This is a genomic window from Pseudomonas sp. BIGb0558 (assembly GCF_024807515.1).
GTDB lineage: Bacteria > Pseudomonadota > Gammaproteobacteria > Pseudomonadales > Pseudomonadaceae > Aquipseudomonas > Aquipseudomonas yamanorum_A.
In genome coordinates this window covers 19,043-40,084 of the sequence record NZ_JANUEW010000043.1, presented here as the reverse complement: position 1 = coordinate 40,084, position 21,042 = coordinate 19,043, and the positions used below count along the sequence as shown (strand labels likewise).

Below are 21,042 nucleotides of genomic sequence, written 5' to 3'. Positions count from 1 at the left end.
CTTTTGTCATTCTTCAAGCGTTACGCGCAGGGCATTTACATGAACGTATCACCCACCGGCAGCGAGGCCGCGGCACTGATTGCGCGGCTGGACTGGGCACGAAGCCCCCTCGGTGACGCCATTGATTGGCCGCAAAGCCTCCGCACAGCCGTCGACATCGTGATCCATTCACCCATGCCGATGCTGTTGCTGTGGGGCGCCGAACTCACCCAGATCTACAACGACAGCTTCGCGATGCTGGCCGGCAACAAGCACCCTGGCGCCTTCGGCCAGCCCGCCGACCTGATCTGGCCGGAACTCAAGCCATTCACCGACCCGATCTACAGCGCCGTCCTCACCGGCCAGGTGCGCACCTTCACCGAGCAGCGATTTGTCCTGCAGCGCAACCACCGCGACACCGAGATCTGGCTCGACCTGACCTACAGTCCCATCCGGGACGAACGTGGCGAGGTCGCCGGGATCCTGATCACCGCCATCGAAACCAACGAACGCCGGCGCATCGCCCTGGAACTGCAGCAGCGCACCGAAAACAGCCTCAAGGCCCAGCGCAACACCGAGCAGCGCCTGCAACTGGCCCTGGCCGCCACCGACGCCGTGGGCACCTGGGACTGGGACATCGGCGAAGACCGGTTTATCGCCGACGCGCATTTTGCCCAGTTGCACGGCGTTGATCCCTGCGATGCCGGCCTGCTGCCCATCAGCGACTACCTGCAAGGCGTGCACCCCGAAGACCGGGGCATGGTGGCCCGCAGCATCAAGCACTGCATCACCCACGGCACCGAATACGCCGAGGAATACCGCCTGCTGCAAGCCGATGGCGAAGTGCGCTGGGTGTTCGCCCGGGGCCGCTGCTACAAGGACCATCATGGCCGCCCGGCGCGCTTTCTCGGCGCGGCCCTCGACCTGACCGAACGCAAGCACACCGAGCAGGCCCTGCGCCAAAGCCAGACCGAGCTGCAGTTGATCATCAACGCCATGCCGGTGCTGATCGGCTATGTCGACCATGAGCAGCGTTTTCGCCTGAACAACAGCGCCTACCTGGACTGGTACGGCATGACCCCGCAGGAGCTGTATGGCAAGTCCATCCGCGAGGTGCTGGGGGATGAAGTCTATGCCGGGCGCGTCGACAAAATCGAAGCGGCGCTCAAGGGCAAGGCCTGCAGCTTTGTCACCGTCACGCCGCACCATGACGGGCGGCCGCGCCACGCGCTGATGAAGTACCTGCCGCGGTTCAGCGCCGATGGTTCGGTCAACGGCTTCTACATTTTTGTGATCGACGAGACCGAGCGCAAGCTCACCGAAGAAGCGCTGCGTCACCTTAATGAGAACCTCGAAGAGCGCGTCAGCCAGCGCACCCAGGCCCTGGCCGAAGCCAACCAGCGCCTGCAAAACGAGATGTTCGAACGCGAGCGCGCCGAAGACGCCCTGCGCCATGCCCAGAAAATGGAAGCGGTCGGCCAGCTCACCGGCGGCATCGCCCATGACTTCAACAACATGCTCACCGGGATCATCGGCAGCCTGGACCTGATGCAACGCTACATCGCCGCCGGGCGCAGCGACGAGATCGGCCGATTCACCGACGCCGCCGTGTCCTCGGCCCATCGCGCCGCCGCGCTGACCCATCGCCTGCTGGCCTTCTCCCGGCGCCAGTCGCTGGACCGCAAGCCGGTGGACCCGAATCAGTTGGTGGCGTCCCTGGAAGACCTGTTCCGCCGCACCAAGGGCGCGCACATCGAACTCAAGGTGAACCTGGGCGCCGACGTGTGGCCGGTGAACACCGACGCCAGCCAGCTGGAAAATGCCCTGCTCAACCTGGTGATCAACGCCCGGGATGCGATGCCCGACGGCGGGCAACTGTGCATCGAGACCGCCAACAGCTACCTCGACGGCACGGATATCACCACCCTGGAGCCAGTCAAGGCCGGCGACTACGTGATGCTCGGCGTAAGCGACAACGGCGCCGGCATGACCGCGAAGATCCTCGCCAAGGCCTTCGACCCGTTCTTCACCACCAAGCCCATCGGCCAGGGCACGGGCCTTGGGTTGTCGATGATCTACGGGTTTGCCCAGCAATCCGGTGGCCACGTCACCATTGAAAGTGAACCCGGCCAAGGCACTTGCGTACGCCTGTATTTGCCGCGCCTGCATGGCACGGCGCTGGAACGGAGCGTGCCCGCCAGCCAGGGCGAAGCCCCGGTGGCGCTGGCGGGCGAAGCAGTGGTGGTGGTCGAGGATGACCCGGCCGTGCGCATGCTGGTGGTGAATGTACTGGATGAACTCGGCTACACCGCGCACCAGGCCGCCGATGCACGGGCGGCGCTGCCGTTGCTGGAGTCTGATTTGCGAGTGGACTTGCTGGTGACCGATGTGGGCTTGCCGGGGATGAATGGCCGGCAGTTGGCGGAGATCGCCCGGCAACACCGGCCGGAACTCAAGGTGCTGTTCATGACCGGTTATGCCGAGAAAGCCGCCGAACGCCAAGGGTTCCTGGAGGCAGGCATGGACATGGTGGCCAAGCCGTTTTCGATTGACCTGCTGGCTAACAAAATCCGCAGCATGATCAGCTCAGAGGCCTGACTTCAGGCATAATCGCGCGCCGTTTCACATCAGGACCGATCAATGAAAGCCCAAGCCCGTCACATTCTGGTGAAAACCAGCGAGGAAGCCGAACAGCTCAAGCAGCGTATTGCCAAGGGCGAAGCGTTTGATGTGCTGGCCAAGAAGTACTCCACCTGCCCGTCTGCCAAGCGCGGCGGTGATTTGGGTGAAGTGCGGCCGGGGCAGATGGTGGGGGTGATTGATGCGGTGATCTTCAAGAAGCCGGTGAAGGTGGTTCATGGGCCGATCAAGAGCAAGTTCGGGTATCACCTGGTGCAGGTGTTTTACCGAGATTGAGGGGTTGGCTTTAGGCCGCCATCGCAGGCAAGCCAGCTCCCACAGTTGACCGAGTTCTCTCTCAAGAATACGGTCAACTGTGGGAGCCGGGCTTGCCCGCGATCCGCCGCAGGCGGCCAAACACCTCAATCTCGGGGAATCAGTGCACCGGGTACTTGAATGACCCGGCTCGCCAGGCGATGCCCGGCCAGTGCGGCCTCTTGCGGGGAACCACCTTTGAGCCGGCTGGCCAGGTACGCCGCGCTGAACGAATCCCCCGCCGCCGTAGTGTCGATCACCTTCTCCACCACCAGCGCCGGCACCTCGAATCGCTCACCTTCGCAGCGAATCAAACACGCATCCGCGCCACGCTTGAGCACCACTTCGGCAATCGTCGGGTATGCCGCAAACACCTGTTCGCTGTCCTCATAACCAAACAACGCGCGCTCGTCATCTTCGGTCAGCAAGGCGATATCCACCTCGGCCAATACCGTGTGATACGCCGCACGCGCCGCTTCCAGACTAGCCCACAAGCGTGGTCGGTAGTTGTTGTCGAACACCACCTTGCCACCGCGCTTACGGGTTTTGATCAGGGTTTTCAGCAACCGCTCACGACCCACTTCTCCCAATACCGCCAGGGTGATACCGCTGAAATACACCACGTCGTAGGTCGGCAGTGCTGCCAGGATCGGCTCGGCCGCCGGTGTGGTGAAGCAGTCGCGTACCGCCGCTTCGTTGCGCCAGTAGAGGAATTTGCGTTCGCCCCTGGCATCGGTCTGGATGCAGTACAAGCCCGGCAAACGTCCGGGCAGGCGCTGGACCATGCCCAGGCCCAGGCCTTCTTCGGCCCAGTGCTTGCACATGGCGTCGCTGAAACTGTCGTCGCCCAGGGCGGTGACGTAGTCGACGGTGCTGGGCTCGCCCAGTTCGCGGCGCAGGTAGACGGCGGCGTTCAGGGTGTCGCCGCCGAAGCTTTGTTGCAGGCTGCCATCGGCGCGGTGTTGGAGTTCGATCATGCATTCGCCGATGAGGGCGATGCGGGGTTTTGTGTTCATGGCTGGGGATTCTCGGGGGTGCTTGAGGGCCTCATCGCGGGCAAGCCCGGCTCCCACAGTTGACCGGGTTGTACCTGAAGGAACACGGTCAATGTGGGAGCTGGCTTGCCTGCGATGGGCGCGACTCGGTCTAGAAGCAGGTATGCAGGCTTTCGATCACTTGCAGTTGCTCATCCACCAAATTACCCACCTGCCACTTGTCGAACGTCAGGCACGGGTGGGAAGTACCAAAGGAGATGATGTCGCCAATGCGCAACTCAACCCCCGGCGCCACCACCATGAACGCATGCTGGTCCATCACCGCGGTGACCTTGCACGCGCTCACGTCATCACCCACCGCCGGCAGCACGCCGGCCTTGTAGCGTTTGAGCGGCACCGGCAGGCCGGCGTCGTAGGCCACATCACGCTTGCCCAGGGCGATCACGGCAAAGCCCGGCTCCGGCAAGGATTGCACATGGGCCCAGACTTCCAGCGCCGGGCGCAGGCCTTCGTTGAGGTCGCTGCGACGGTCGAGTACGCAGCACTGCGCCTCTTTGTAGATGCCGTGGTCGTGGGCCACGTAGCTGCCCGGGCGCAATACGCTGAGGAAGCGGCCGGCGGCATTCTGGGCTTCGAAGGATTCGGCGATCAGGTCGTACCAGGCCGAGCCCGAGGCGGTGATGATGGGCTTGCCGAGGTCGAACGCGCCGCTGTTTTGCAGGTCGACGGCCAGGCGCACCAGGGACGCGGCGAAGTCGCGGATGCCGCTGATGGCGTGTTCGCCGTGGATCACCCCTTCGTAGCCTTCAATGCCGGTGAGGGCCAGCGCCGGCTGGGCCTTGATCGCCTTGGCCAGGTCGAGCACCTGCTGTTCAGTGCGGCAACCGCAACGCCCGCCGACCACACCGTATTCGATCATCACGTTCAAGCACAGGCCGCGGGCGGCGAAGAATGCACCCAGGTCGGCGACGTTGTCCGGGTGGTCGACCATGCAGTGGAAGTCGAATTCCGGGTCGGCCAGCAGGTCGGCGATCAACGCCATGTTCGGTGCGCCCACCAGTTGGTTGGCCATCAATACCCGGCGAACACCACCGGCATACGCAGCGCGGGTCTGCACGGCGTTGGCCAGGGTGATGCCCCAGGCGCCCTGCTCGATCTGCCGCTGGAACAGCGCTGGCATCATGCTGGTCTTGCCGTGGGGCGCCAGTTGCGCGCCGCTGTTGCTGACGAAGTCCTGCATCCAGCGGATGTTGTGTTCCAAGGCATCGCGGTGCAGCACCAGGGCCGGCAGGCTGACGTCACGGACCAGATGTGCACCGACTTCGGCGGCGCCTTTTTCAACGGCATTGAAGGCAGACATAAGGGTTTCCTATTCGTTGATGCGACGGGCCAGGTTGTTCGCGCTGTCGATCAGCACCCGGCGATAGTCGTTGTAGTGTGTGATGGCATCGGCCCGTGGGGCGACGATGCACAGGGTCGCAATGCTGATGCCTTGGGCGTCCCGCACCGGGGCCGCAAAGCAATGGGTAAAGGTGTCGGCGACGCTGTCGAAGGAGAAGAATCCGTCGAGGGTGGCCTGGCGGATTTGCCCGAGGAAGGTTTCCAGGGGCAGGCGCTGACCGTCCGGTAGGATGAAGTCGTCGTAGTCGATCAGGTCGATGATTTGCTGGTCGCTCAGGTGGCCCAGCAGCAGGCGGCCGGAGGCGGTCCAGGGGATTGGGGCGTTTTCGCCGATGTCTGAGGAGATGCGGAAATGCCGCTCGCCTTCGCGCATCAGGGCCACGGTGTATTTGCGCCCATTGAGCAGGCACATCTGGGCGGTTTCGTGGGTCTGGCTGACGATTTCCTGCAGGGCGTGGTCGGCTTCGCGGGTCAGGTCGAAGTGACGCAGGTGGGCCTGGCCGAGGAAGTACAGTTGGCGGCCGAGGTAGACGTGACCGTCCTTGCCGACGGTTTCGAGGATGCGCCGTTCCAGCAGCGAGGCCACCAGCTCGTAGACCGTGGACTTGGGGCTGCCGATGCCGCTGGCGATATCATTCGGGCGCAGTGGCTGGCCGATTTCCTTGAGGAAATCGAGGATATCGAACGCCCGGTCGAGGCCTTTGGCGCGGCGTTTGATGGTGTCTTCGGTCATGGCAGTTTCGGGTCCCGTCAAAGGCTTAAAATCGCAGCAGATAAGTTCTCTGTGGCGAGGGAGCTTGCTCCCGCTGGGCTGCGTAGCGGCCCCAAAAAACGGGAGCGCTTCGCACTCCAGCGGGAGCAAGCTCCCTCGCCACAACGAGTTTCATCACTGCAAGTTGCGGTCGGGCATTTAGCCCTTTTTCTTGTAGGCCACGCAATCAATCTCAACCTTGCAATCGACCATCATGTTCGCCTGCACACAGGCCCGCGCCGGGGCGTGTTCCGGGTTGAAGTATTCGCCGAATACCTTGTTGAAGCTCCAGAAATCCCGTGGGTCTTCCAGCCATACGCCAACGCGCACCACGTCTTCAAGGGCATAGCCGGCTTCTTCGAGAATCGCTACCACGTTGCGCATGGTCTGGTGCGTCTGCTCGACGATCCCGCCGGTGATGATTTCACCGTCCACCGCCGGCACCTGGCCCGACACGTACAACCAGCCATCCGCTTCCACCGCGCGGGCGAAAGGACGAGGCTGGCCGCCGCCTGCAGTGGCGCCGGTGCCGTAACGAGTAATGCTCATAATGGATCTCCTGAAACGAGTGAATTAAAAACGAATGTTCTTGAGAAACTCCGCCAGTCGCGGCGATTGCGGGCGTTCGAAAATGTCTTTCGGCGGCCCCTGCTCTTCAATGCGGCCCTGGTTCATGAAGACGATCTTGTCCGAGACTTCATAGGCAAAACGCATTTCGTGGGTGACCAGCAACATGGTCATGCCCTCTTCTGCCAAACCCTTGATCACGCTGAGCACTTCGCCCACCAGTTCCGGGTCGAGGGCCGAGGTGACTTCGTCGAACAGCATCAGGCTGGGGTTCATCGCAATCGCCCGGGCAATCGCCACGCGCTGTTGCTGCCCGCCCGACAACTGCCCCGGGAAGTGATTGCGGCGCTCCAGCAGGCCGACACGGTCCAGCCATTTTTCCGCCAGCGCCACCGCCTCGTCCTTGCCCATTTTCTTGACCTTGAGCAGGCCCAGGGTGACGTTCTGCAACGCGGTGAGGTGCGGGAACAAGTTGAATTGCTGGAACGCCATGCCGGTCATCGCACGGTGCTGGGAAATCACGCGCTCAGGGTGGCGCACGCGCTTGCCGCCGACTTCGCTGTAGCCGATGGACTCACCGTCGAGGGTGATCTGGCCCCCCTGGAACTCTTCCAGCAGGTTGACGCAACGCAGCAGTGTGGTCTTGCCCGAGCCGCTGGAGCCGATCAACGTCACGACGTTGCCACGCTGCATGCTCAGGTCGACGCCCTTGAGCACTTCCACCGGGCCGTACTGTTTGCGCAGGCCGCGAATGCTCAGCAATGGCTGGCTTTCTTTTGAGAGTTGGTTCATGGCAACGCCACCCGCTTTTCAATGTAACGCCCCAACAATTCGATGGCGTAGTTGATGACAAAAAACATAAAGCCTGCGAACAGGTAGAACTCCAGGGTCATGAACGTCCGGGCGATGACCTGTTGGGTGCTGAGGAGCAATTCGGCCACGCCGATCACCGACAGCAAGGTGGACGCCTTGACGATTTCCGTGGACGAGTTGACCCAGGTCGGCAGGATCTGCCGCAGGGCTTGAGGCAACAGCACGTAGCCAAGCGATTGGTAGAAGGTCAGGCCGATGGCCTTACCGGCTTCCAGTTGTCCTTTTGGAATCGCTTGCAAGGCACCGCGCACAATTTCCGAAACATGAGAGCCGCAGAACAGCGTCAGGCCCACGGCACCGGCCTGGAACGCGGTGATCTGCCAGCCAAGCGCCGGCAGCATGTAGAAGCAGGCCAACACCAGCACAAACACCGGCGTACCGCGGATCAGGTCGACGTACAGGCGAAACGGTGCCCGCATCCAGAATTTGCCGTAGGTCAGGACCAACCCGGCAACGATGCCGATCAGGGTGCCGAAGATAATCGCCAGGGCCGAGCAGTAGACGCTGGTCTGGAACCCTGCCCAGAGGGTTTCCCGGGCGATCCACAACTCATGCAGCCAGCTGGGGGATTCGTACATGGGCGCTCCTTAGCGGCGAATCGCCAAACGCTGTTCCAGGTAACGGAGCAGCATGGCAATGAGGTAACAGGCAGCCACGTAGAGCGCGGTCGTGACCATCCAGGTTTCAATCACCCGGTAGCTTTCGACGTTGATCTTGCGGGCGTAATAGGTCAGCTCCGGCACCGCGATGGCGGCCGCCAGGGAGGTGTCCTTGAACAGCGAGATGAAGTTGTTCGACAGCGCCGGCAGCACGTTGCGCAGCATCACCGGCACGGTGATGTACGCGCGAATGCGCCATTCGCCCAGGCCAATGGCCAGGCCCGCTTCACGCAACCCCTTGGGAATGTTCAAGAGGCCTGCGCGGAATACTTCGGTGAGGTAGGCACCGGCGTACAGCGACAGGGTGATGATGAACGAGGGGATCTTGTCCAGCCGGATACCGAGGCTGGGCAAGGCGAAGTAGATCAACAGGATCAGTACCAGGATCGGGGTGTTGCGGATCACCGTCACATACACCGAGGCCAGGATGCGCAGCGCACGGTGTTTGGACAGCATGGCAAACGCCATCAACAGGCCGATCACGCAGCCGATGGCGATGGACAGCAGTGCCAGTTCAAGGCCGAGGCCGAGCCCCGCCAGCAAGCTGGGGAAGTCGCGCCACACAGCGGCAAAGTTCAACTGATAGTTCATGGTCGGCAGTACCTGATTGGGGCGCCGTACGCGACGCCCCAGGGTTTACGAATTACTTGAACTCAACCGGGAAACCGATCGCCGGCTCTGGCAGATCCACACCGAACCATTGCTTGAACGAGGCCTTGTACATCGGGAATTCCACGCCGGTCATGGCTTCATGCAGCGCGGTGTTGACGAAGTTCAGCCAGTCCTGGTCGCCACGCTTGACGGCGCACGCGTAGGTCTGCGGGCTCCACGCGTAGCTCGGGCTGCGGTAGCGGCCCGGGTTTTGCACCATCAGGTACTTGACCGAGGACTGGTCGGTGGCGGCGGTGTCGGCACGGCCGGAGTTCACGGCCTGGTACATCAGGTCGACGCTGTCGTACTGGTCGACCTTGGCTTTAGGCAGTGCCTGGTGCACCAGTTCTTCGGCGTAGACGTTTTGCAGCACGGCCACGGTGACGCCGTCGCCGGCCGCCTGCAGGTCTTCGATTTCCTTGTACTTGCTGTTGGCCGGCAGCAGCAGGCCCACGCCTTCGCGGTAGTACGGCAGGGTGAAGGCCACTTGCTGCGCACGGCTGGCGGTGACGGTGATGAACTGGCAGCTCATGTCGACCTTGTCGGTCAACAGGTTGGGAATCCGCGCATCGGAGGACTGCACCACGTATTCGACTTTGCTCGGGTCGTTGAACAGACCCTTGGCCACGATGTGGCCGATGTCGATATCAAAACCCTGCAACTTGCCATCCGCTCCCTGGAAGTGCCACGGCGCATTGGTACTGCCTGTACCCACGATCAGGTGCCCACGCTTGAGCACCGTATCGAGCTTGCTGTCCGCCGCTTGCACTGCGCTTGCGAGGGAAGCCGATGCGGCGAAGAGAAAAACACACGCTTTGAACACGGAAGGTCGGTGATGCATGACAAGCACTCCAGGGGTTGTGGATTCCGCTATACCGGAACTTAGTATGTAACAACGGAATAGACAGCAGAAAGTGTGCCACACGCAGTAACAGAAAAATATTGCGGGATTAATTTCTTTTTAAATCAACGGGATAAATTTTTGTTGCCGGGAAGGCGGCTGGCCAGTCGTTGCAATCAGATTGCTACCGTTGGCCACACACCGGGGTGACAGGCCACATTTGGGTGCGGGGGCGGGTCGTTACCGTGCACCTCTGCGGTGCAGTGGCAGAATGGAAAAATCCCGTGGCTGGACTAGCCTTTGCAGGAGATCGACCCCCAAGGAATGCGCTCAGATGAAGATCAGCCTTGTTTTTATGTTGCTGTCGCTGGTGTGTGCCACCCAGGTGTTCGCCAAGGATGACCGTCGTGAATGCAAGGCCGAGCTGGTCAAGCTGAAGGCGGCGTTCAGTACGAACTACACCACGCAGAATCATCATGGTTATCGTCGGGCCAAGGATGCCAAGGATCAGGGCGATTATAAGCAGTGTGTGGGGTTGGCGAAGAAGGCTCGGGAACGGGCGGAGCGTTGAAGCTATTGGGACTGCTGCGCAGTCCAGCGGGAGCAAGCTCCCTCGCCACAAAAAGCACTTTGCTGGGGGACCTGTTGGTTTTGACAGTAGACCGTTTTTATCTCCTGGCTTAGCGTGAGCCGAGGTGCCACAGGAGATGCGCGATGAACTACGTGAATGCGGTCATTGAGGATAAAGCAGCGTTTGAGCGGGCATTGGACACTCCATTGCCCGTGTTTGTGGTGTTCACTTCGCGGGGGTGTACCGCATGCGAAGACGCGCTGCCGACGTTTGCGGGGATTGCCAGCAGGTACCAGGGGCAAGTGAAGGTGCTGATCCTGGACTGTACGAACACACCTCGGCATCCCAGCGTCACCCGCGTCCCGATGCTGCTGGTCTACCAACATAACGTGCTACTGGAAACACTCCCCGGGCTTGCCGAGAAGACCGTCGAGGCGTGTTTCGGTCGGTATACGCAACCGGCGAGCGTTACAGGTCATCCAGCATCAGGCGAGCAGTGCCGGACACCCGAATCGAGGCGCCCTTCTCATCGCTGATCTGCGCCTGCAAGCGTGAACGGCTGCCCATGTCCTCGCCCTGGATGATGTCGATGCAGCCGTTGTGCGGCCAGCCCAGGTCCCGCAGGTAGCCGGCAAATGCGGCAGTCGCGGCGCCGGTGGCCGGGTCTTCGTACACGCCGCCCACCGCAAACGGGTTGCGGGTGTGGAACAGCGTCGGGCTTTCGGCAAACACCAGCACCACGGTACCCAGGCGAGCGTCGGTCATGTAGCGGCGACCGGCTTCCAGTTCATAGTGCATCTGGCTCAGCTTGGCGCGGCTGTCGAGGGCCAGCACCAGGTGGTCGATACCGCCATGGATGATCGCCGGCGGGATACTCGGGTCCAGGTCGTTACGGGTGTAACCGAACAACGTCAGGCCCGCGTCCACCAGCGCATCGTCTGCCGGTGCACTGCGGGTGGGCGGGGATTGCAGGGCGGCCTCGATCAGCTCGCCTTCGCTGCGGCCACTGACGGAAATATCGCCATTGTTCAACGTCAGGTGGAATTCACCGTCGCCCAGCGCCAGGCTCAAAGCGGCGCCCAGGGCGATGGTGGCGTGGCCGCAAAAGGCGACTTCGGCATCTGGCGCGAAGTAGCGCACACGCCAACCATCGTCCTGCGGGCAGGCGAATACGGTTTCCGAAAACCCGACTTCGTGGGCAATGCGTTGCATCTCTGCGGCTTCCGGCAAATTGTCGCCGATCCATACGCCTGCCGGATTACCGCCCTGGTTACCGTCACAAAATGCAGAAATCTTAAGCACGTCCAAAGTCATTCGGGTAACCCTTCCTTAACGGTTCAGTGAGCGGCGATGCTATCCAGCTACAGCGGCGCCAGCAACACCTGCGTGACCCGCCGCTCCTCAACCGCAGCCACGGTCAGGCGCCAGCCTTCATGTTCCAGGCTATCGCCCACCACCGGCAGGCGATCCAGCAGGCTCATCACCAGCCCGGCGAGCGTCTGGTAATCCTCCGTCGCCACCGCCTTGAAACCGGTACGCTGACGGATCAGGTTGAGGTTCAAGGCACCGTTGACCCGGAAACCGCCCGCTTCCTCGACGATATCCGGCCCTTCGACTTCACTCGCATCCGGCAACTCACCGGCGATGGACTCCAGGATGTCAGTCATGCTCAACACCCCGATAAAGTCGCCAAATTCGTTGATCACGAAGGCAATGTGAGTGGACTCCTGGCGCATCTGCTCCAGGGCGTTGAGGATCGAAAAACTCTCCAGCAGGTTGATCGCCCGGCGCGCCAGGTGCTCCAGGTTCGGCTCGTTGCCGGCCAGGTATTCCTTGAGCAACTCCTTCTTGTGCACGAAACCCAATGGCTCGTCGACAGCACCGTTGCGGATCAAGGGCAGCCGCGAGTAAGACGAATGCATCAGTTTCAGGCGGATAGTGTCGGGATCGTCCGACAGATCTATATAGTCCACCTTGGCCCGGGGCGTCATCAGTCTGCGGATCGGGCGTTCAGCCAGTTGCAGCACCCCACTGATCATCACCCGCTCACGCCGGTCAAACAGCGGCCCGCCGTTGGCATCGGGGTTGTCCAGCAGGTCGGCCACCTCTTCGCCCACCTCCTCCACCGCCAGGTTGCGACCGCCGAGCAAACGCATCACGGCATGGGCCGTACGCTCACGCATCGGCCGCGTGCCTTGCGCCGACTTCTTGCGGCGCGCCCTGGCGATCTGGTTGAACACCTCGATCAGAATCGAGAAACCAATGGCCGCGTACAGGTAGCCTTTAGGGATATGGAAACCCAGGCCTTCAGCGGTCAGGGCAAAACCGATCATCATCAGGAAGCCCAGGCACAGCATGATCACTGTCGGGTGCGCGTTGACGAAACGGGTCAGCGGCTTGCTGGCAATGATCATCAGGCCGATGGAAATGATCACCGCGATCATCATCACCGCCAGCTCATCCACCATGCCCACGGCGGTGATCACCGCGTCGAGGGAGAACACCGCATCCAGCACCACAATCTGCGCAACGATCGGCCAGAACATCGCATAAGCCACGTTGCCGGTACGTTGGGCGACATGCCCTTCAAGGCGCTCATGCAACTCCATGGTGGCCTTGAACAACAGGAACACACCACCAAACAGCATGATCAGGTCACGGCCCGAGAAGCTCTTGTCGAACACCTCGAACAGCGGCTGGGTCAGCGTCACCAACCACGAAATACTCGCCAGCAAGCCCAGGCGCATCAGCAAGGCCAGGGACAAACCAATCAGGCGCGCCCGGTCACGCTGCTCCGGCGGCAACTTGTCCGCCAGGATCGCAATAAACACCAGGTTGTCGATGCCGAGCACCAGCTCCAGCACAATCAAAGTCAACAGGCCGAGCCAGGCCGTTGGATCCGCTAACCATTCCATTTTTCAGTATCTCTTCAAGTTTTTCAGAATGCCGGGCACGGCAACGCACGGTCGAGGGACCGGGTAAGGGTAGGCAATCGGAATAAGGGGTGCTTGGCCTGAAGGCAAGCGGTCAACGGGAACAGCGGCAGCGAATGTCTTGGGGAAAGACGACTGGGAGGCTCCGAGAGGGTGTTCATGTAGGTCCTGTTGTGGAAAAGGACTTGAATCGTACAGGCGAAGCAGCAATTTCCTACAACGCAAAACTATTACAAAATCTGTAATAGATGACGTGTCGACATGGATTGAAGGGCACCGCTGCCGGATCCAGCCTGGCGACACCTGCTTCTGTAGGAGCGAGCTTGCTCGCGATGGACGTCAACGATAACTCGGGAAGCCTGACACCCAACGGTGCTCTCAGGTTCTTCGCGAGCAAGCTCGCTCCTACAGTAAGCCGTCGTAGTAAGCCGTCGTAGTAAGCCGCCGCAGTAAACGGCCGTTCAGAACGGCCCCTTCGTCATCACGCGCTCATCAATAAAGCTACGCAACATCGCAATACGCTGCGTATACGCTTTGCTCAGGCAGCTCACTTGAGTCCCGCACGTATGCCGCTGCTTGAGCCACACAGCCTGATCATCCATCAACGAACCGCGCCCGCCCATGGCCATAAAGTGCCGGTTCAGGTCATAAAGCAGCGCCATGGTCACGTCCTGATCATTAAGCGAACGCGTGGCACAAATGGTTTTCTCGTCAGACGCCTTCGCCCGGTCACAGTCAAAACTGGCCGCCAGGCTTACAGGGCTTACCCACAACACGGAAAACCCCGCGAGCACCGCAAATACCGCCGGTTTAATCAAACGAACCACCATGAAAATATCCTCCTGTAGGAGCAAGCTTGCTCGCGATGGACGTCAACGATAACGCGGGAAACCTGACACCCAATCCTACAGAGGGCTAATCAGTGGACTGAGTTTTTAAACTTCGCAAACGCATCCAGATAAGCGGCCTTCAACCCCAAGCTGACTGCATCAAGCGTGGCTGAATTGAAAGCCACCTTATCCCGCTGAAGCACCTTCTGGCCTGCGCCTTTTATCTTGATACGTGAATGCCCGGCATATTTGACACCGCCGATATAGACCGAAAGTTCTACATCAGCCGCATAGTATTCGGGATCACTCCAGGTTTTTACGAAAACCCGATCAATCTCGACCCGGGCTTTAATGGACGATGTCGAATCAGACCCTATCGCCTGCCTGGTAAAGCCAACCCAATCATCAACAGGGACATTGGCCATCCCCTCGTAAAGGCTGACCATTTCGTGGTTCGCGGCATGCCATACAATCTTGCTGCGCTCGGTACAGGGCCCACAACGTTCGTAACCCGACACCCCGACAATATCCGACTGAACAGCACTATTCTTAATGCTGGCCAACTCAGCATCAGAAGTATACGAAGCGAAATGCAGCTGATTGGTAACACAACCACCCAGCATCAATAAAACAGCGAACAGCAACCCTGCTTTCATACTAAATCCCTGGAAAAATACACTGCATCAAGAATACCGCACCTAAAGAGGGCGACGCGCCACGCCCTGCCCAAACCGATAAATCGCCAGGCAATACCCGATCAACGCCACCGCCGCCAACAACCCGCCCGCCGCGCCAATCCAGGCAAACCCAAAGTGGCTGCCCACCCAACTGCCCATCAACGCCCCACCGCCAATCCCAATGTTGTAGATCCCGGAAAACATCGCCATGGCCACGTCGGTAGCATCCGGCGCCAGCACCAACACCTTCGATTGCAGCGCCAGGCCAAAGCCCATGATCGCCATGCCCCAGAACACGCTCAGGGTCACCAGGTACGAGACCTCGCCACTCAACGGCAGCAACAACGCCAGGCACAGCGCCAGGATAGTCACCGCAGTGATCAGGAAACGATGGGGGTTAAAGCGGTGCACCAGGCTGAACAGCAGCGAACCAATGATTCCCGCACCACCGAACACCAACAGGATCAGGGTCACGGTATTGCCACTCATACCCGCGACGCCTTCAACAAACGGCTCAACGTAGCTATAGGCGGTGAACTGCGCCGTCACCACCATCGCCGTCAGCACGTACAACGCCACCAGCGCCGGGCGCTTGAACAGCAGCGGCAGGCTGCGCAACGAACCGGAGTTCTGGCTCGGCAGCAGCGGCAAGGTGCGCGCCAGCCAGAACACCAGCCCGGCCGCAAACGCGCCAATCACCAGAAATGTGGTGCGCCAGCCCATGGCTTCACCCAGCAGGCGGCCCAGCGGAATACCCAACACCATCGCCAGGGACGTGCCGGTGGCCAGCAACCCGAGGGCCTGCACCTGCTTGCCCTCCGGCGCCAGGCGCACCGCGAGGGAGGCGGTGATCGACCAGAACAACGCATGGGACAGCGCAATGCCCACCCGGCTGAGCATCAAAATGCCAAAACTGGTGGCCACACTGGACAGGATATGGCTGGCGATAAACATGCCGAACAGCACGATCAACAGCTTGCGCCGCTCGACGTTGCGGGTCAGCAGCATCACCGGCAGCGAGGTCAGGGACACGATCCACGCATAGATGGTCAGCATCAGGCCGACGCTGGCGATGGGCATGTCGAAGCTCGCGCCGATGGCACTCAGCAGGCCGACCGGCACAAATTCGGTGGTATTGAAAACAAAAGCGGCCAACGCGAGGGCGAAGACCGGTTGCCAGTTGGCTTGAGGTGTTGCGGCGGAAATGCTCATTTACAGGTCGTCGTACTCATGTGCACGCAGATCAAGCCGGCCCGATGCCGGCCCTTGAGCTGCGCGCAAAAAATAGTAACACGACGGTTCAGGGATCGACTTGCCCCATCAACTCCGGAATCGATTCCGGACGCTTGGCATAACGCTGGGCCAAGGCCGCACACACCATCAGCTGGATCTGGTGAAACAGCATCAGCGGCAGGATCAACACGCCCATGCTCGCCCCGGCAAACAACACCTGGGCCATGGGTACACCAGTGGCCAGGCTCTTTTTGGAGCCACAGAACAGAATGGTAATGCGGTCTTCCTGGCTGAACCCAAACGCCTTGCCCAGCACCGTGGAGGCCACCAGCACCAGCGCCAGCAGCACACAGCACGCCACCACCAGGCCGCCCAGCTCCCACAACGGAATCTGGTGCCAGATGCCTTCATTGACCGCTTCGCTGAACGCACCGTAGACCACCAACAGGATCGAACCCTGGTCGACGAATTTCAGCCAGGATTTGTTGCGCCCTACCCACTCGCCGATCCAGCGGCGAGCGATTTGCCCGGCGATGAACGGTAGCAGCAGTTGCACGCTGATCTTCAGGATCGCATCAACAGTGGAGCCGCCGTCGCCATGCACGTTAAGCAGCAAGGTCACCAGCAACGGCGTGAGGAAGATCCCGAACAGGCTGGAAGCCGCCGCACTGCAGATCGCCGCCGGGATATTGCCCCGGGCCAGCGAAGTAAAGGCAATCGCCGACTGCACGGTGGCGGGCAACGCACACAAATAGAGCATGCCCATGTACAGGTCTTTGCCGATCAGCGGCGACAGCACCGGCTTGAGCGCCAGGCCCAGCAGCGGGAACAGCACGAAGGTCAGGCTGAACACCAGTAGATGCAAGCGCCAGTGGCCCGCACCGGCGACGATGGCCTGGCGCGACAGCTTGGCACCGTGCAGGAAAAACAGCAGCGCGATGGCCAGGTTGGTCACCCAGCCGAAGGCCACGGCGGTCTGGCCGCTGGCGGGCAGCAGGGACGCGAGGATCACCGTGGCCACCAGGGTCAGGGTGAAGTTGTCAGGTAAAAAGCGTGGGCGGGTCATAGGCCAATCTTCCAGGGGTTGCCAAGAGCATCGTCGCGACTCTAACGTAACGGCTTGTTACCGACTAACGCCAATGAGCCAGTAAATGCCGCCTAAAGGACATGACAAAACCGTACGCCGCAGCGTGCCCGGGCTTTCCAGCCTGCCGAGGCCGGTGTACGGGCGCACCGAGTCCCTGCCCAACCGCGCACTCACGCGGCGCCATAGTCACCCGTGGGTGCAGTTGTCCTATGCGATTTCCGGGGTATTGGAGATCCAGACCAGCGTCGGCCGCTTCGTCGCGCCCCCCCAGCGAGCCGTATGGATCCCCGCCGGCATGCCGCACCGGGTGTTCAGCTCGCCCCATACGGAGATGCGCAGCTTGTACCTCGATTGCAGCGTCACCGGCTGGGCGGCCGACCGCTGCCAGGTGCTGGCGGTGAACAGCCTGTTGCGGGAGTTGATCCGCAGCTTCAGTGAGTTGCCGGTGGAATATGCCGAGGACGGCCCGGACGGGCGGCTGGCCCAGGTGGTGCTGGACCAACTGGCCGCGGCGCCCAAGGTCGACCTGATGCTGCCGCTGCCCGCCGACAGCCGCTTGCGCCAGATTTACCGCAGCCTGAACCTGCACCCCGAGCAGCCAACCACCCTGAGGCAGTGGAGCGAGAAACTGGCAGTGAGCGAAAAAACCCTCAGCCGGCTATTCCTGAGCGACACCGGCCTGACCTTCCGCGCCTGGCGCCAGCGCCTGCGACTGCTGAGTGCCCTGCCCGCGCTGGAACAAGGCGAGCGGGTGACCGACGTGGCATTGGCCTGCGGCTACGAATCCACCTCAGCCTTCATCAACGCCTTCCGCCAGCAATTCGACGCCACACCCGGCGAATTCTTCCGCTGACCACCAGACAACAAAGACCCAGAATGAGAACCTGGCCCCCTGTGGGAGCTGTCGAGCTTTAGCGAGGCTGCGATGAGGCCCTGTCAGGCAATAGAGATGTCGACAGTCGGGCCGCCATCGCAGCCTCGCTAAAGCTCGACAGCTCCCACAGGGAATACAGTTGAACCGTTGAATCGCGCTCGCTCACTCCCCCGCCTTGGCCAACACCGCCTGCAACAACACATCCGCCCCCGCCGTCGACCATTGCGGATAAATCTCCTCCGCCTCGTTATGGCTCAGCCCATCCACACACGGCACAAAAATCATCGCCGTCGGCGCCACCCGGTTCAGGTAGCAGGCGTCATGCCCGGCCCCGGAAATCATGTCGCGATGGCTATACCCCAGCACTTGCGCCGAAGCCCGCACCACGTCCACGCACCCGCTGTCGAAGGCAATCGGCGCGTACTGGAAAATCTGCTTCACGCTGTACTGCAAGCCAATCCCCTCGGCAATCCGCGCCACCGCCGCGTGCAGCTGCTGGTCCTGATACCCCAGCACCGCTTCATCCGGGTGCCGGAACTCAACACTGAAAAACACCCGCCCCGGCACCACGTTGCGTGAATTGGGGAAGATATTCGCCATGCCCACCGTCGCCCGCCCTTCGGCGCCCTGCTCCAGGCCAATCTGGTTGACCGCCTCCACCACCCGGGCAAACCCGAGCAACGCATCCAGGCGATGATCCATCGGCGTGGTACCGGCATGGGCACTGCGCCCGCTCAGTTCCACTTCATACCAGCGCTGGCCCTGGGCACCGGTGACCACGCCGATGGTCAGGTCCTGGGCCTCAAGAATCGGCCCCTGCTCGATATGCAGCTCAAACGCGGCATGCACCGCCTGACCACCCACCGGGTGCGTGCCGGCATAACCAATCTGCTGCAACGCCCGGCCGATGGTGACGCCGGCCTTGTCCTCCCGGGACAGGCCATATTCCAGGTCAAACACCCCGGCATACACCCCCGAAGAAATCATCGCCGGGGCGAACCGCGAGCCTTCTTCATTGGTCCAGTTCACCACTTCTATAGGCCGCTCGGTCTCGATCCCCAGGTCATTCAAGGTGCGCAGCACTTCCAGCCCGGCCAGCACCCCATAGATGCCATCGTACTTGCCGCCCGCCGGCTGGGAGTCGCCATGGGAACCGGTCAACACCGGCGCCAGGTGATCCTGCCGCCCGGCGCGACGGGCAAAGATATTGCCCATGGCATCCACCCGGATGCTGCAACCCGCCGCCTCGCACCATTGCACAAACAGGTCACGACCCCGGCGGTCCTCATCGGTGAGGGCCAGGCGCGAAACCCCGCCCTTTTCCGTGCCGCCGATCTGCGCCATTTCCATCAGCGAGTCCCACAGGCGCTCGCCATTGACCCGCGCCAAGTCGCTCATGAACGCGGCTCCTGGGGCTTGGCCCGGTAGCGAAAGTCACAGTGATGGGCGCCGCCCATGATGGTCTGGGTGCGCGTCAGCTTGATGTCCGGGTTGTAGCCGACGATAAACAGCTCGTCGCGGTTGCAGGACAGCAAGTGCCCGATCTCGCCCAGGCCCATCTCGTGGTACATCTCGGCGTAGCGGCAGCGCTTCACGTCATAGTCATAGTGCTCGGCGTCGCTGGCGATGATCTCGACCTTCAGCGCATCGTCCTTTTCCCAGAGCACTTGCAGCTCGACGAAGCTCTTGAGGTCGGCGCCCTGCTCTTCCAGCTCGGCAAAATGCTTGCCGGCCTGGATCGCCGCGTTGCCCACCGCCTCGCCGATCACCGCCGCCGCAAATTTCTTGCCCTGCTCGCGCACCAGAATCTCGTAGATCGGCTTGATGATTTCGGCTTCGATCCGCCGCCGGGCCAGGATGCCCAGTTCACCTTCCAGCTTGCTCATTGTGTGCCTCCGTAAACCTGTAGGAGCGAGCTTGCTCGCGAAGATATTTCAGGCGCATCGCTGCGTTGACTGAACGTTTTTCGCGAGCAAGCTCGCTCCTACAAGGGTGGTTGTTACTTGCCGCCTGCCACGCTGACGGGCTGCCACTGATTACCCTTGACCTGATACACGGTGAACGACGGTTTCTTCAGATTGCCCTCGGCATCGAACGCGATAGTCCCGGTCACGCCCTGGTAGCTGATGGCGCGCAGCACCGGCAGGTACTTTTGCGGGTCCACCGAATCGGCCTTTTCAATCGCCGCCACCAACACCCCTACACCGTCATAGGCAAACGGCGCATGCAGTTCGATCGGGGCCTTGTAGCGATCCTTGTAAGCCTGTTCAAACGCCTTGCCGCCTGGCATCTGCGAAACCGCCAAACCCGGCTCCAGGGCAATCACGCCCTCGCCTTCGTTCTGCGCCAGTTGCAGGAACGTCTGGCTGACAAACCCGCCAGCGCCCATCAACGGTGCCTTGATGCCCAACTGCTTGATGCGACGGGCCAACGGTGCGGCCTGGGAATCAACGCCGCCGAAGAAAATCAGGTCCGGGTTCTGGCTGCGGATATTGGTCAGCACCGCGCTGAAGTCGATGGTCTTGTCGTCGACGTATTCGCGGGACACCACCTTGGCGCCGCCGGCCTCGATGGATTTGACGAACTGGTCCGCCAGGCCCTGGCCGAACGCGGTACGGTCGTCGATCACCGCAATGCGTCGCGCCTTGAGGGTGTTCAAAGCATAGTCGCCGGCCACCTGGCCGCCATCATCGTCATGGCCCATGATCCGGAAGCTGGTGTCGAAGCCCTGCTGGGTATAGGCATGCCCGGTGGCCACCGGTGCGACCTGGGCGATGCCCGCATCGTGGTAAACCCGCGCCGCCGGAATGCTGGTGCCGGTGTTCCAGTGGCCAACCACGCCCACCACGCCTTCGTCCACCAGGCGCTGGGCCACGGTGACGGCGGTGCGCGGATCGGACTGGTCATCCTCGGACAACAGCTTGAACGTCACCGCCTCGCCGTTGATTTTCGGGTGCCTGGCGTTGGCCGCATCGATGGCCAGTTGCGCGCCGTTTTCCAGGTCTTTGCCGATCCGTGCCGACGGGCCGGTCAGGGGGCCGGCCAGGCCGATCAGTACGGTCTGGTCGGCCTGGGCCACGGCGCTAGCCAGGCTGCTCAAGGCCAGGCCGATCAATAAGGTGTGCTTGAAAGTCTTCATCAGTGGTTCCTGTTTCTTTACGGGCTGGTCGGAACACGCCGGGCGTC

At 61.5% G+C, this 21,042-nt stretch carries 21 protein-coding genes and 2 pseudogenes; 6 read left to right on the top strand and 17 right to left on the bottom strand.

The window, feature by feature from the left end; all coding sequences use genetic code 11:
* Positions 1 to 39 precede the first annotated feature (39 nt).
* Positions 40 to 2,577 carry a PAS domain-containing protein gene (locus tag M2400_RS29325; protein ID WP_259198797.1) on the top strand — a complete coding sequence of 846 codons (2,538 nt, stop codon included), beginning with the start codon at positions 40 to 42 and terminating at the stop codon, positions 2,575 to 2,577.
* A 27-nt stretch (positions 2,578 to 2,604) separates the two neighbouring features.
* A pseudogene (locus tag M2400_RS29320) lies at positions 2,605 to 2,895 on the top strand (peptidylprolyl isomerase); the annotation flags it as partial.
* A gap of 125 nt (positions 2,896 to 3,020) precedes the next feature.
* Here M2400_RS29320 and M2400_RS29315 read toward each other — a convergent pair.
* The 8 genes from M2400_RS29315 to M2400_RS29280 form a co-directional block, all read right to left on the bottom strand.
* The gene (locus M2400_RS29315) at positions 3,021 to 3,929 is read right to left on the bottom strand and encodes a sugar kinase (protein ID WP_259198796.1); all 909 of its coding nucleotides are present in this window, start codon (positions 3,927 to 3,929) and stop codon (positions 3,021 to 3,023) included.
* 130 nt (positions 3,930 to 4,059) lie between these two features.
* Entirely contained in the window at positions 4,060 to 5,268 is a 1,209-nt protein-coding gene (locus M2400_RS29310; protein WP_259198795.1) for an amino acid deaminase, read from the bottom strand.
* Between the two features lie 9 nt (positions 5,269 to 5,277).
* The gene (locus M2400_RS29305; protein ID WP_177044440.1) at positions 5,278 to 6,042 is read right to left on the bottom strand and encodes an IclR family transcriptional regulator; all 765 of its coding nucleotides are present in this window, start codon (positions 6,040 to 6,042) and stop codon (positions 5,278 to 5,280) included.
* Positions 6,043 to 6,219: 177 nt separating this feature from the next.
* Positions 6,220 to 6,609: a RidA family protein gene (locus tag M2400_RS29300; protein ID WP_003208000.1), complete on the bottom strand. Its 390-nt coding sequence runs from the start codon at positions 6,607 to 6,609 to the stop codon at positions 6,220 to 6,222.
* Between the two features lie 24 nt (positions 6,610 to 6,633).
* Positions 6,634 to 7,419, bottom strand: coding sequence for an amino acid ABC transporter ATP-binding protein (locus M2400_RS29295; RefSeq protein WP_259198794.1), 786 nt, complete (start codon positions 7,417 to 7,419; stop codon positions 6,634 to 6,636).
* Positions 7,416 to 8,078 (bottom strand): amino acid ABC transporter permease, encoded by a 663-nt coding sequence (locus tag M2400_RS29290; RefSeq protein ID WP_003207996.1) that lies wholly within the window; start codon positions 8,076 to 8,078, stop codon positions 7,416 to 7,418. The genes M2400_RS29295 and M2400_RS29290 overlap by 4 nt, the downstream gene beginning before the upstream one ends.
* A 9-nt stretch (positions 8,079 to 8,087) precedes the next feature.
* On the bottom strand, positions 8,088 to 8,750 hold the full coding sequence (locus M2400_RS29285; RefSeq protein ID WP_177044438.1) for an amino acid ABC transporter permease: 663 nt from the start codon (positions 8,748 to 8,750) through the stop codon (positions 8,088 to 8,090).
* A 52-nt stretch (positions 8,751 to 8,802) separates the two neighbouring features.
* Positions 8,803 to 9,651 (bottom strand): transporter substrate-binding domain-containing protein, encoded by an 849-nt coding sequence (locus M2400_RS29280; protein WP_177078528.1) that lies wholly within the window; start codon positions 9,649 to 9,651, stop codon positions 8,803 to 8,805.
* Positions 9,652 to 9,985: 334 nt separating this feature from the next.
* Here M2400_RS29280 and M2400_RS29275 point away from each other — a divergent pair, with 334 nt between their 5' ends.
* A complete protein-coding gene (locus M2400_RS29275) occupies positions 9,986 to 10,222 on the top strand; it encodes a hypothetical protein (protein WP_177044433.1) in 237 nt (78 codons plus the stop codon).
* Positions 10,223 to 10,365: 143 nt separating this feature from the next.
* On the top strand, positions 10,366 to 10,758 hold the full coding sequence (locus tag M2400_RS29270; RefSeq protein ID WP_177078532.1) for a thioredoxin domain-containing protein: 393 nt from the start codon (positions 10,366 to 10,368) through the stop codon (positions 10,756 to 10,758).
* On the opposite strand, the gene M2400_RS29265 is transcribed toward M2400_RS29270, so the two are convergent.
* On the bottom strand, positions 10,691 to 11,536 hold the full coding sequence (locus tag M2400_RS29265; RefSeq protein ID WP_177078534.1) for a PhzF family phenazine biosynthesis protein: 846 nt from the start codon (positions 11,534 to 11,536) through the stop codon (positions 10,691 to 10,693). The two genes, M2400_RS29270 and M2400_RS29265, sit on opposite strands and share 68 nt — an antisense overlap.
* 47 nt (positions 11,537 to 11,583) lie before the next feature.
* Positions 11,584 to 13,137: a TerC family protein gene (locus M2400_RS29260; protein WP_259198791.1), complete on the bottom strand. Its 1,554-nt coding sequence runs from the start codon at positions 13,135 to 13,137 to the stop codon at positions 11,584 to 11,586.
* 350 nt (positions 13,138 to 13,487) lie between these two features.
* On the opposite strand from M2400_RS29260, the pseudogene M2400_RS29255 reads away from it, so the two are divergent.
* Positions 13,488 to 13,568, top strand: a pseudogene (locus M2400_RS29255) (outer membrane lipoprotein carrier protein LolA); the annotation flags it as partial.
* A gap of 48 nt (positions 13,569 to 13,616) precedes the next feature.
* Here M2400_RS29255 and M2400_RS29250 read toward each other — a convergent pair.
* From M2400_RS29250 to M2400_RS29235, 4 genes are all read right to left on the bottom strand, one after another.
* The gene (locus M2400_RS29250; protein ID WP_177078536.1) at positions 13,617 to 13,985 is read right to left on the bottom strand and encodes a lysozyme inhibitor LprI family protein; all 369 of its coding nucleotides are present in this window, start codon (positions 13,983 to 13,985) and stop codon (positions 13,617 to 13,619) included.
* Positions 13,986 to 14,074: 89 nt separating this feature from the next.
* Positions 14,075 to 14,641, bottom strand: coding sequence for a hypothetical protein (locus M2400_RS29245; protein WP_177078538.1), 567 nt, complete (start codon positions 14,639 to 14,641; stop codon positions 14,075 to 14,077).
* Positions 14,642 to 14,683: 42 nt separating this feature from the next.
* Positions 14,684 to 15,874, bottom strand: coding sequence for a sugar transporter (locus M2400_RS29240; protein ID WP_177116088.1), 1,191 nt, complete (start codon positions 15,872 to 15,874; stop codon positions 14,684 to 14,686).
* A gap of 88 nt (positions 15,875 to 15,962) precedes the next feature.
* The gene (locus tag M2400_RS29235; RefSeq protein WP_087694198.1) at positions 15,963 to 16,961 is read right to left on the bottom strand and encodes a bile acid:sodium symporter family protein; all 999 of its coding nucleotides are present in this window, start codon (positions 16,959 to 16,961) and stop codon (positions 15,963 to 15,965) included.
* 85 nt (positions 16,962 to 17,046) lie between these two features.
* On the opposite strand from M2400_RS29235, the gene M2400_RS29230 reads away from it, so the two are divergent.
* Complete coding sequence (locus M2400_RS29230; protein WP_259198790.1) at positions 17,047 to 17,835, top strand: helix-turn-helix transcriptional regulator; 789 nt, start codon at positions 17,047 to 17,049, stop codon at positions 17,833 to 17,835.
* A 183-nt stretch (positions 17,836 to 18,018) separates the two neighbouring features.
* Here M2400_RS29230 and M2400_RS29225 read toward each other — a convergent pair whose 3' ends face one another.
* The 3 genes from M2400_RS29225 to M2400_RS29215 form a co-directional block, all read right to left on the bottom strand.
* On the bottom strand, positions 18,019 to 19,254 hold the full coding sequence (locus M2400_RS29225) for a Zn-dependent hydrolase (RefSeq protein WP_259198789.1): 1,236 nt from the start codon (positions 19,252 to 19,254) through the stop codon (positions 18,019 to 18,021).
* Positions 19,251 to 19,742 carry an L-2-amino-thiazoline-4-carboxylic acid hydrolase gene (locus M2400_RS29220; protein ID WP_259198788.1) on the bottom strand — a complete coding sequence of 164 codons (492 nt, stop codon included), beginning with the start codon at positions 19,740 to 19,742 and terminating at the stop codon, positions 19,251 to 19,253. Before M2400_RS29220 ends, M2400_RS29225 begins: the two co-directional genes overlap by 4 nt.
* Positions 19,743 to 19,855: 113 nt before the next feature.
* Positions 19,856 to 20,995, bottom strand: coding sequence for a branched-chain amino acid ABC transporter substrate-binding protein (locus M2400_RS29215; protein WP_177044411.1), 1,140 nt, complete (start codon positions 20,993 to 20,995; stop codon positions 19,856 to 19,858).
* Positions 20,996 to 21,042 lie beyond the last annotated feature (47 nt).

Coding starts and splice junctions, on each gene's coding strand:
- M2400_RS29215 (WP_177044411.1), bottom strand. CDS start 20,995: ATGAAGACTTTCAAGCACACCTTATTGATCGGCCTGGCCTTGAGCAGC.
- M2400_RS29220 (WP_259198788.1), bottom strand. CDS start 19,742: ATGAGCAAGCTGGAAGGTGAACTGGGCATCCTGGCCCGGCGGCGGATC.
- M2400_RS29285 (WP_177044438.1), bottom strand. CDS start 8,750: ATGAACTATCAGTTGAACTTTGCCGCTGTGTGGCGCGACTTCCCCAGC.
- M2400_RS29275 (WP_177044433.1), top strand. CDS start 9,986: ATGAAGATCAGCCTTGTTTTTATGTTGCTGTCGCTGGTGTGTGCCACC.
- M2400_RS29325 (WP_259198797.1), top strand. CDS start 40: ATGAACGTATCACCCACCGGCAGCGAGGCCGCGGCACTGATTGCGCGG.
- M2400_RS29230 (WP_259198790.1), top strand. CDS start 17,047: ATGCCGCCTAAAGGACATGACAAAACCGTACGCCGCAGCGTGCCCGGG.
- M2400_RS29265 (WP_177078534.1), bottom strand. CDS start 11,536: ATGACTTTGGACGTGCTTAAGATTTCTGCATTTTGTGACGGTAACCAG.
- M2400_RS29245 (WP_177078538.1), bottom strand. CDS start 14,641: ATGAAAGCAGGGTTGCTGTTCGCTGTTTTATTGATGCTGGGTGGTTGT.
- M2400_RS29290 (WP_003207996.1), bottom strand. CDS start 8,078: ATGTACGAATCCCCCAGCTGGCTGCATGAGTTGTGGATCGCCCGGGAA.
- M2400_RS29225 (WP_259198789.1), bottom strand. CDS start 19,254: ATGAGCGACTTGGCGCGGGTCAATGGCGAGCGCCTGTGGGACTCGCTG.
- M2400_RS29240 (WP_177116088.1), bottom strand. CDS start 15,874: ATGAGCATTTCCGCCGCAACACCTCAAGCCAACTGGCAACCGGTCTTC.
- M2400_RS29250 (WP_177078536.1), bottom strand. CDS start 13,985: ATGGTGGTTCGTTTGATTAAACCGGCGGTATTTGCGGTGCTCGCGGGG.
- M2400_RS29310 (WP_259198795.1), bottom strand. CDS start 5,268: ATGTCTGCCTTCAATGCCGTTGAAAAAGGCGCCGCCGAAGTCGGTGCA.
- M2400_RS29315 (WP_259198796.1), bottom strand. CDS start 3,929: ATGAACACAAAACCCCGCATCGCCCTCATCGGCGAATGCATGATCGAA.
- M2400_RS29300 (WP_003208000.1), bottom strand. CDS start 6,609: ATGAGCATTACTCGTTACGGCACCGGCGCCACTGCAGGCGGCGGCCAG.
- M2400_RS29260 (WP_259198791.1), bottom strand. CDS start 13,137: ATGGAATGGTTAGCGGATCCAACGGCCTGGCTCGGCCTGTTGACTTTG.
- M2400_RS29305 (WP_177044440.1), bottom strand. CDS start 6,042: ATGACCGAAGACACCATCAAACGCCGCGCCAAAGGCCTCGACCGGGCG.
- M2400_RS29270 (WP_177078532.1), top strand. CDS start 10,366: ATGAACTACGTGAATGCGGTCATTGAGGATAAAGCAGCGTTTGAGCGG.
- M2400_RS29280 (WP_177078528.1), bottom strand. CDS start 9,651: ATGCATCACCGACCTTCCGTGTTCAAAGCGTGTGTTTTTCTCTTCGCC.
- M2400_RS29235 (WP_087694198.1), bottom strand. CDS start 16,961: ATGACCCGCCCACGCTTTTTACCTGACAACTTCACCCTGACCCTGGTG.
- M2400_RS29295 (WP_259198794.1), bottom strand. CDS start 7,419: ATGAACCAACTCTCAAAAGAAAGCCAGCCATTGCTGAGCATTCGCGGC.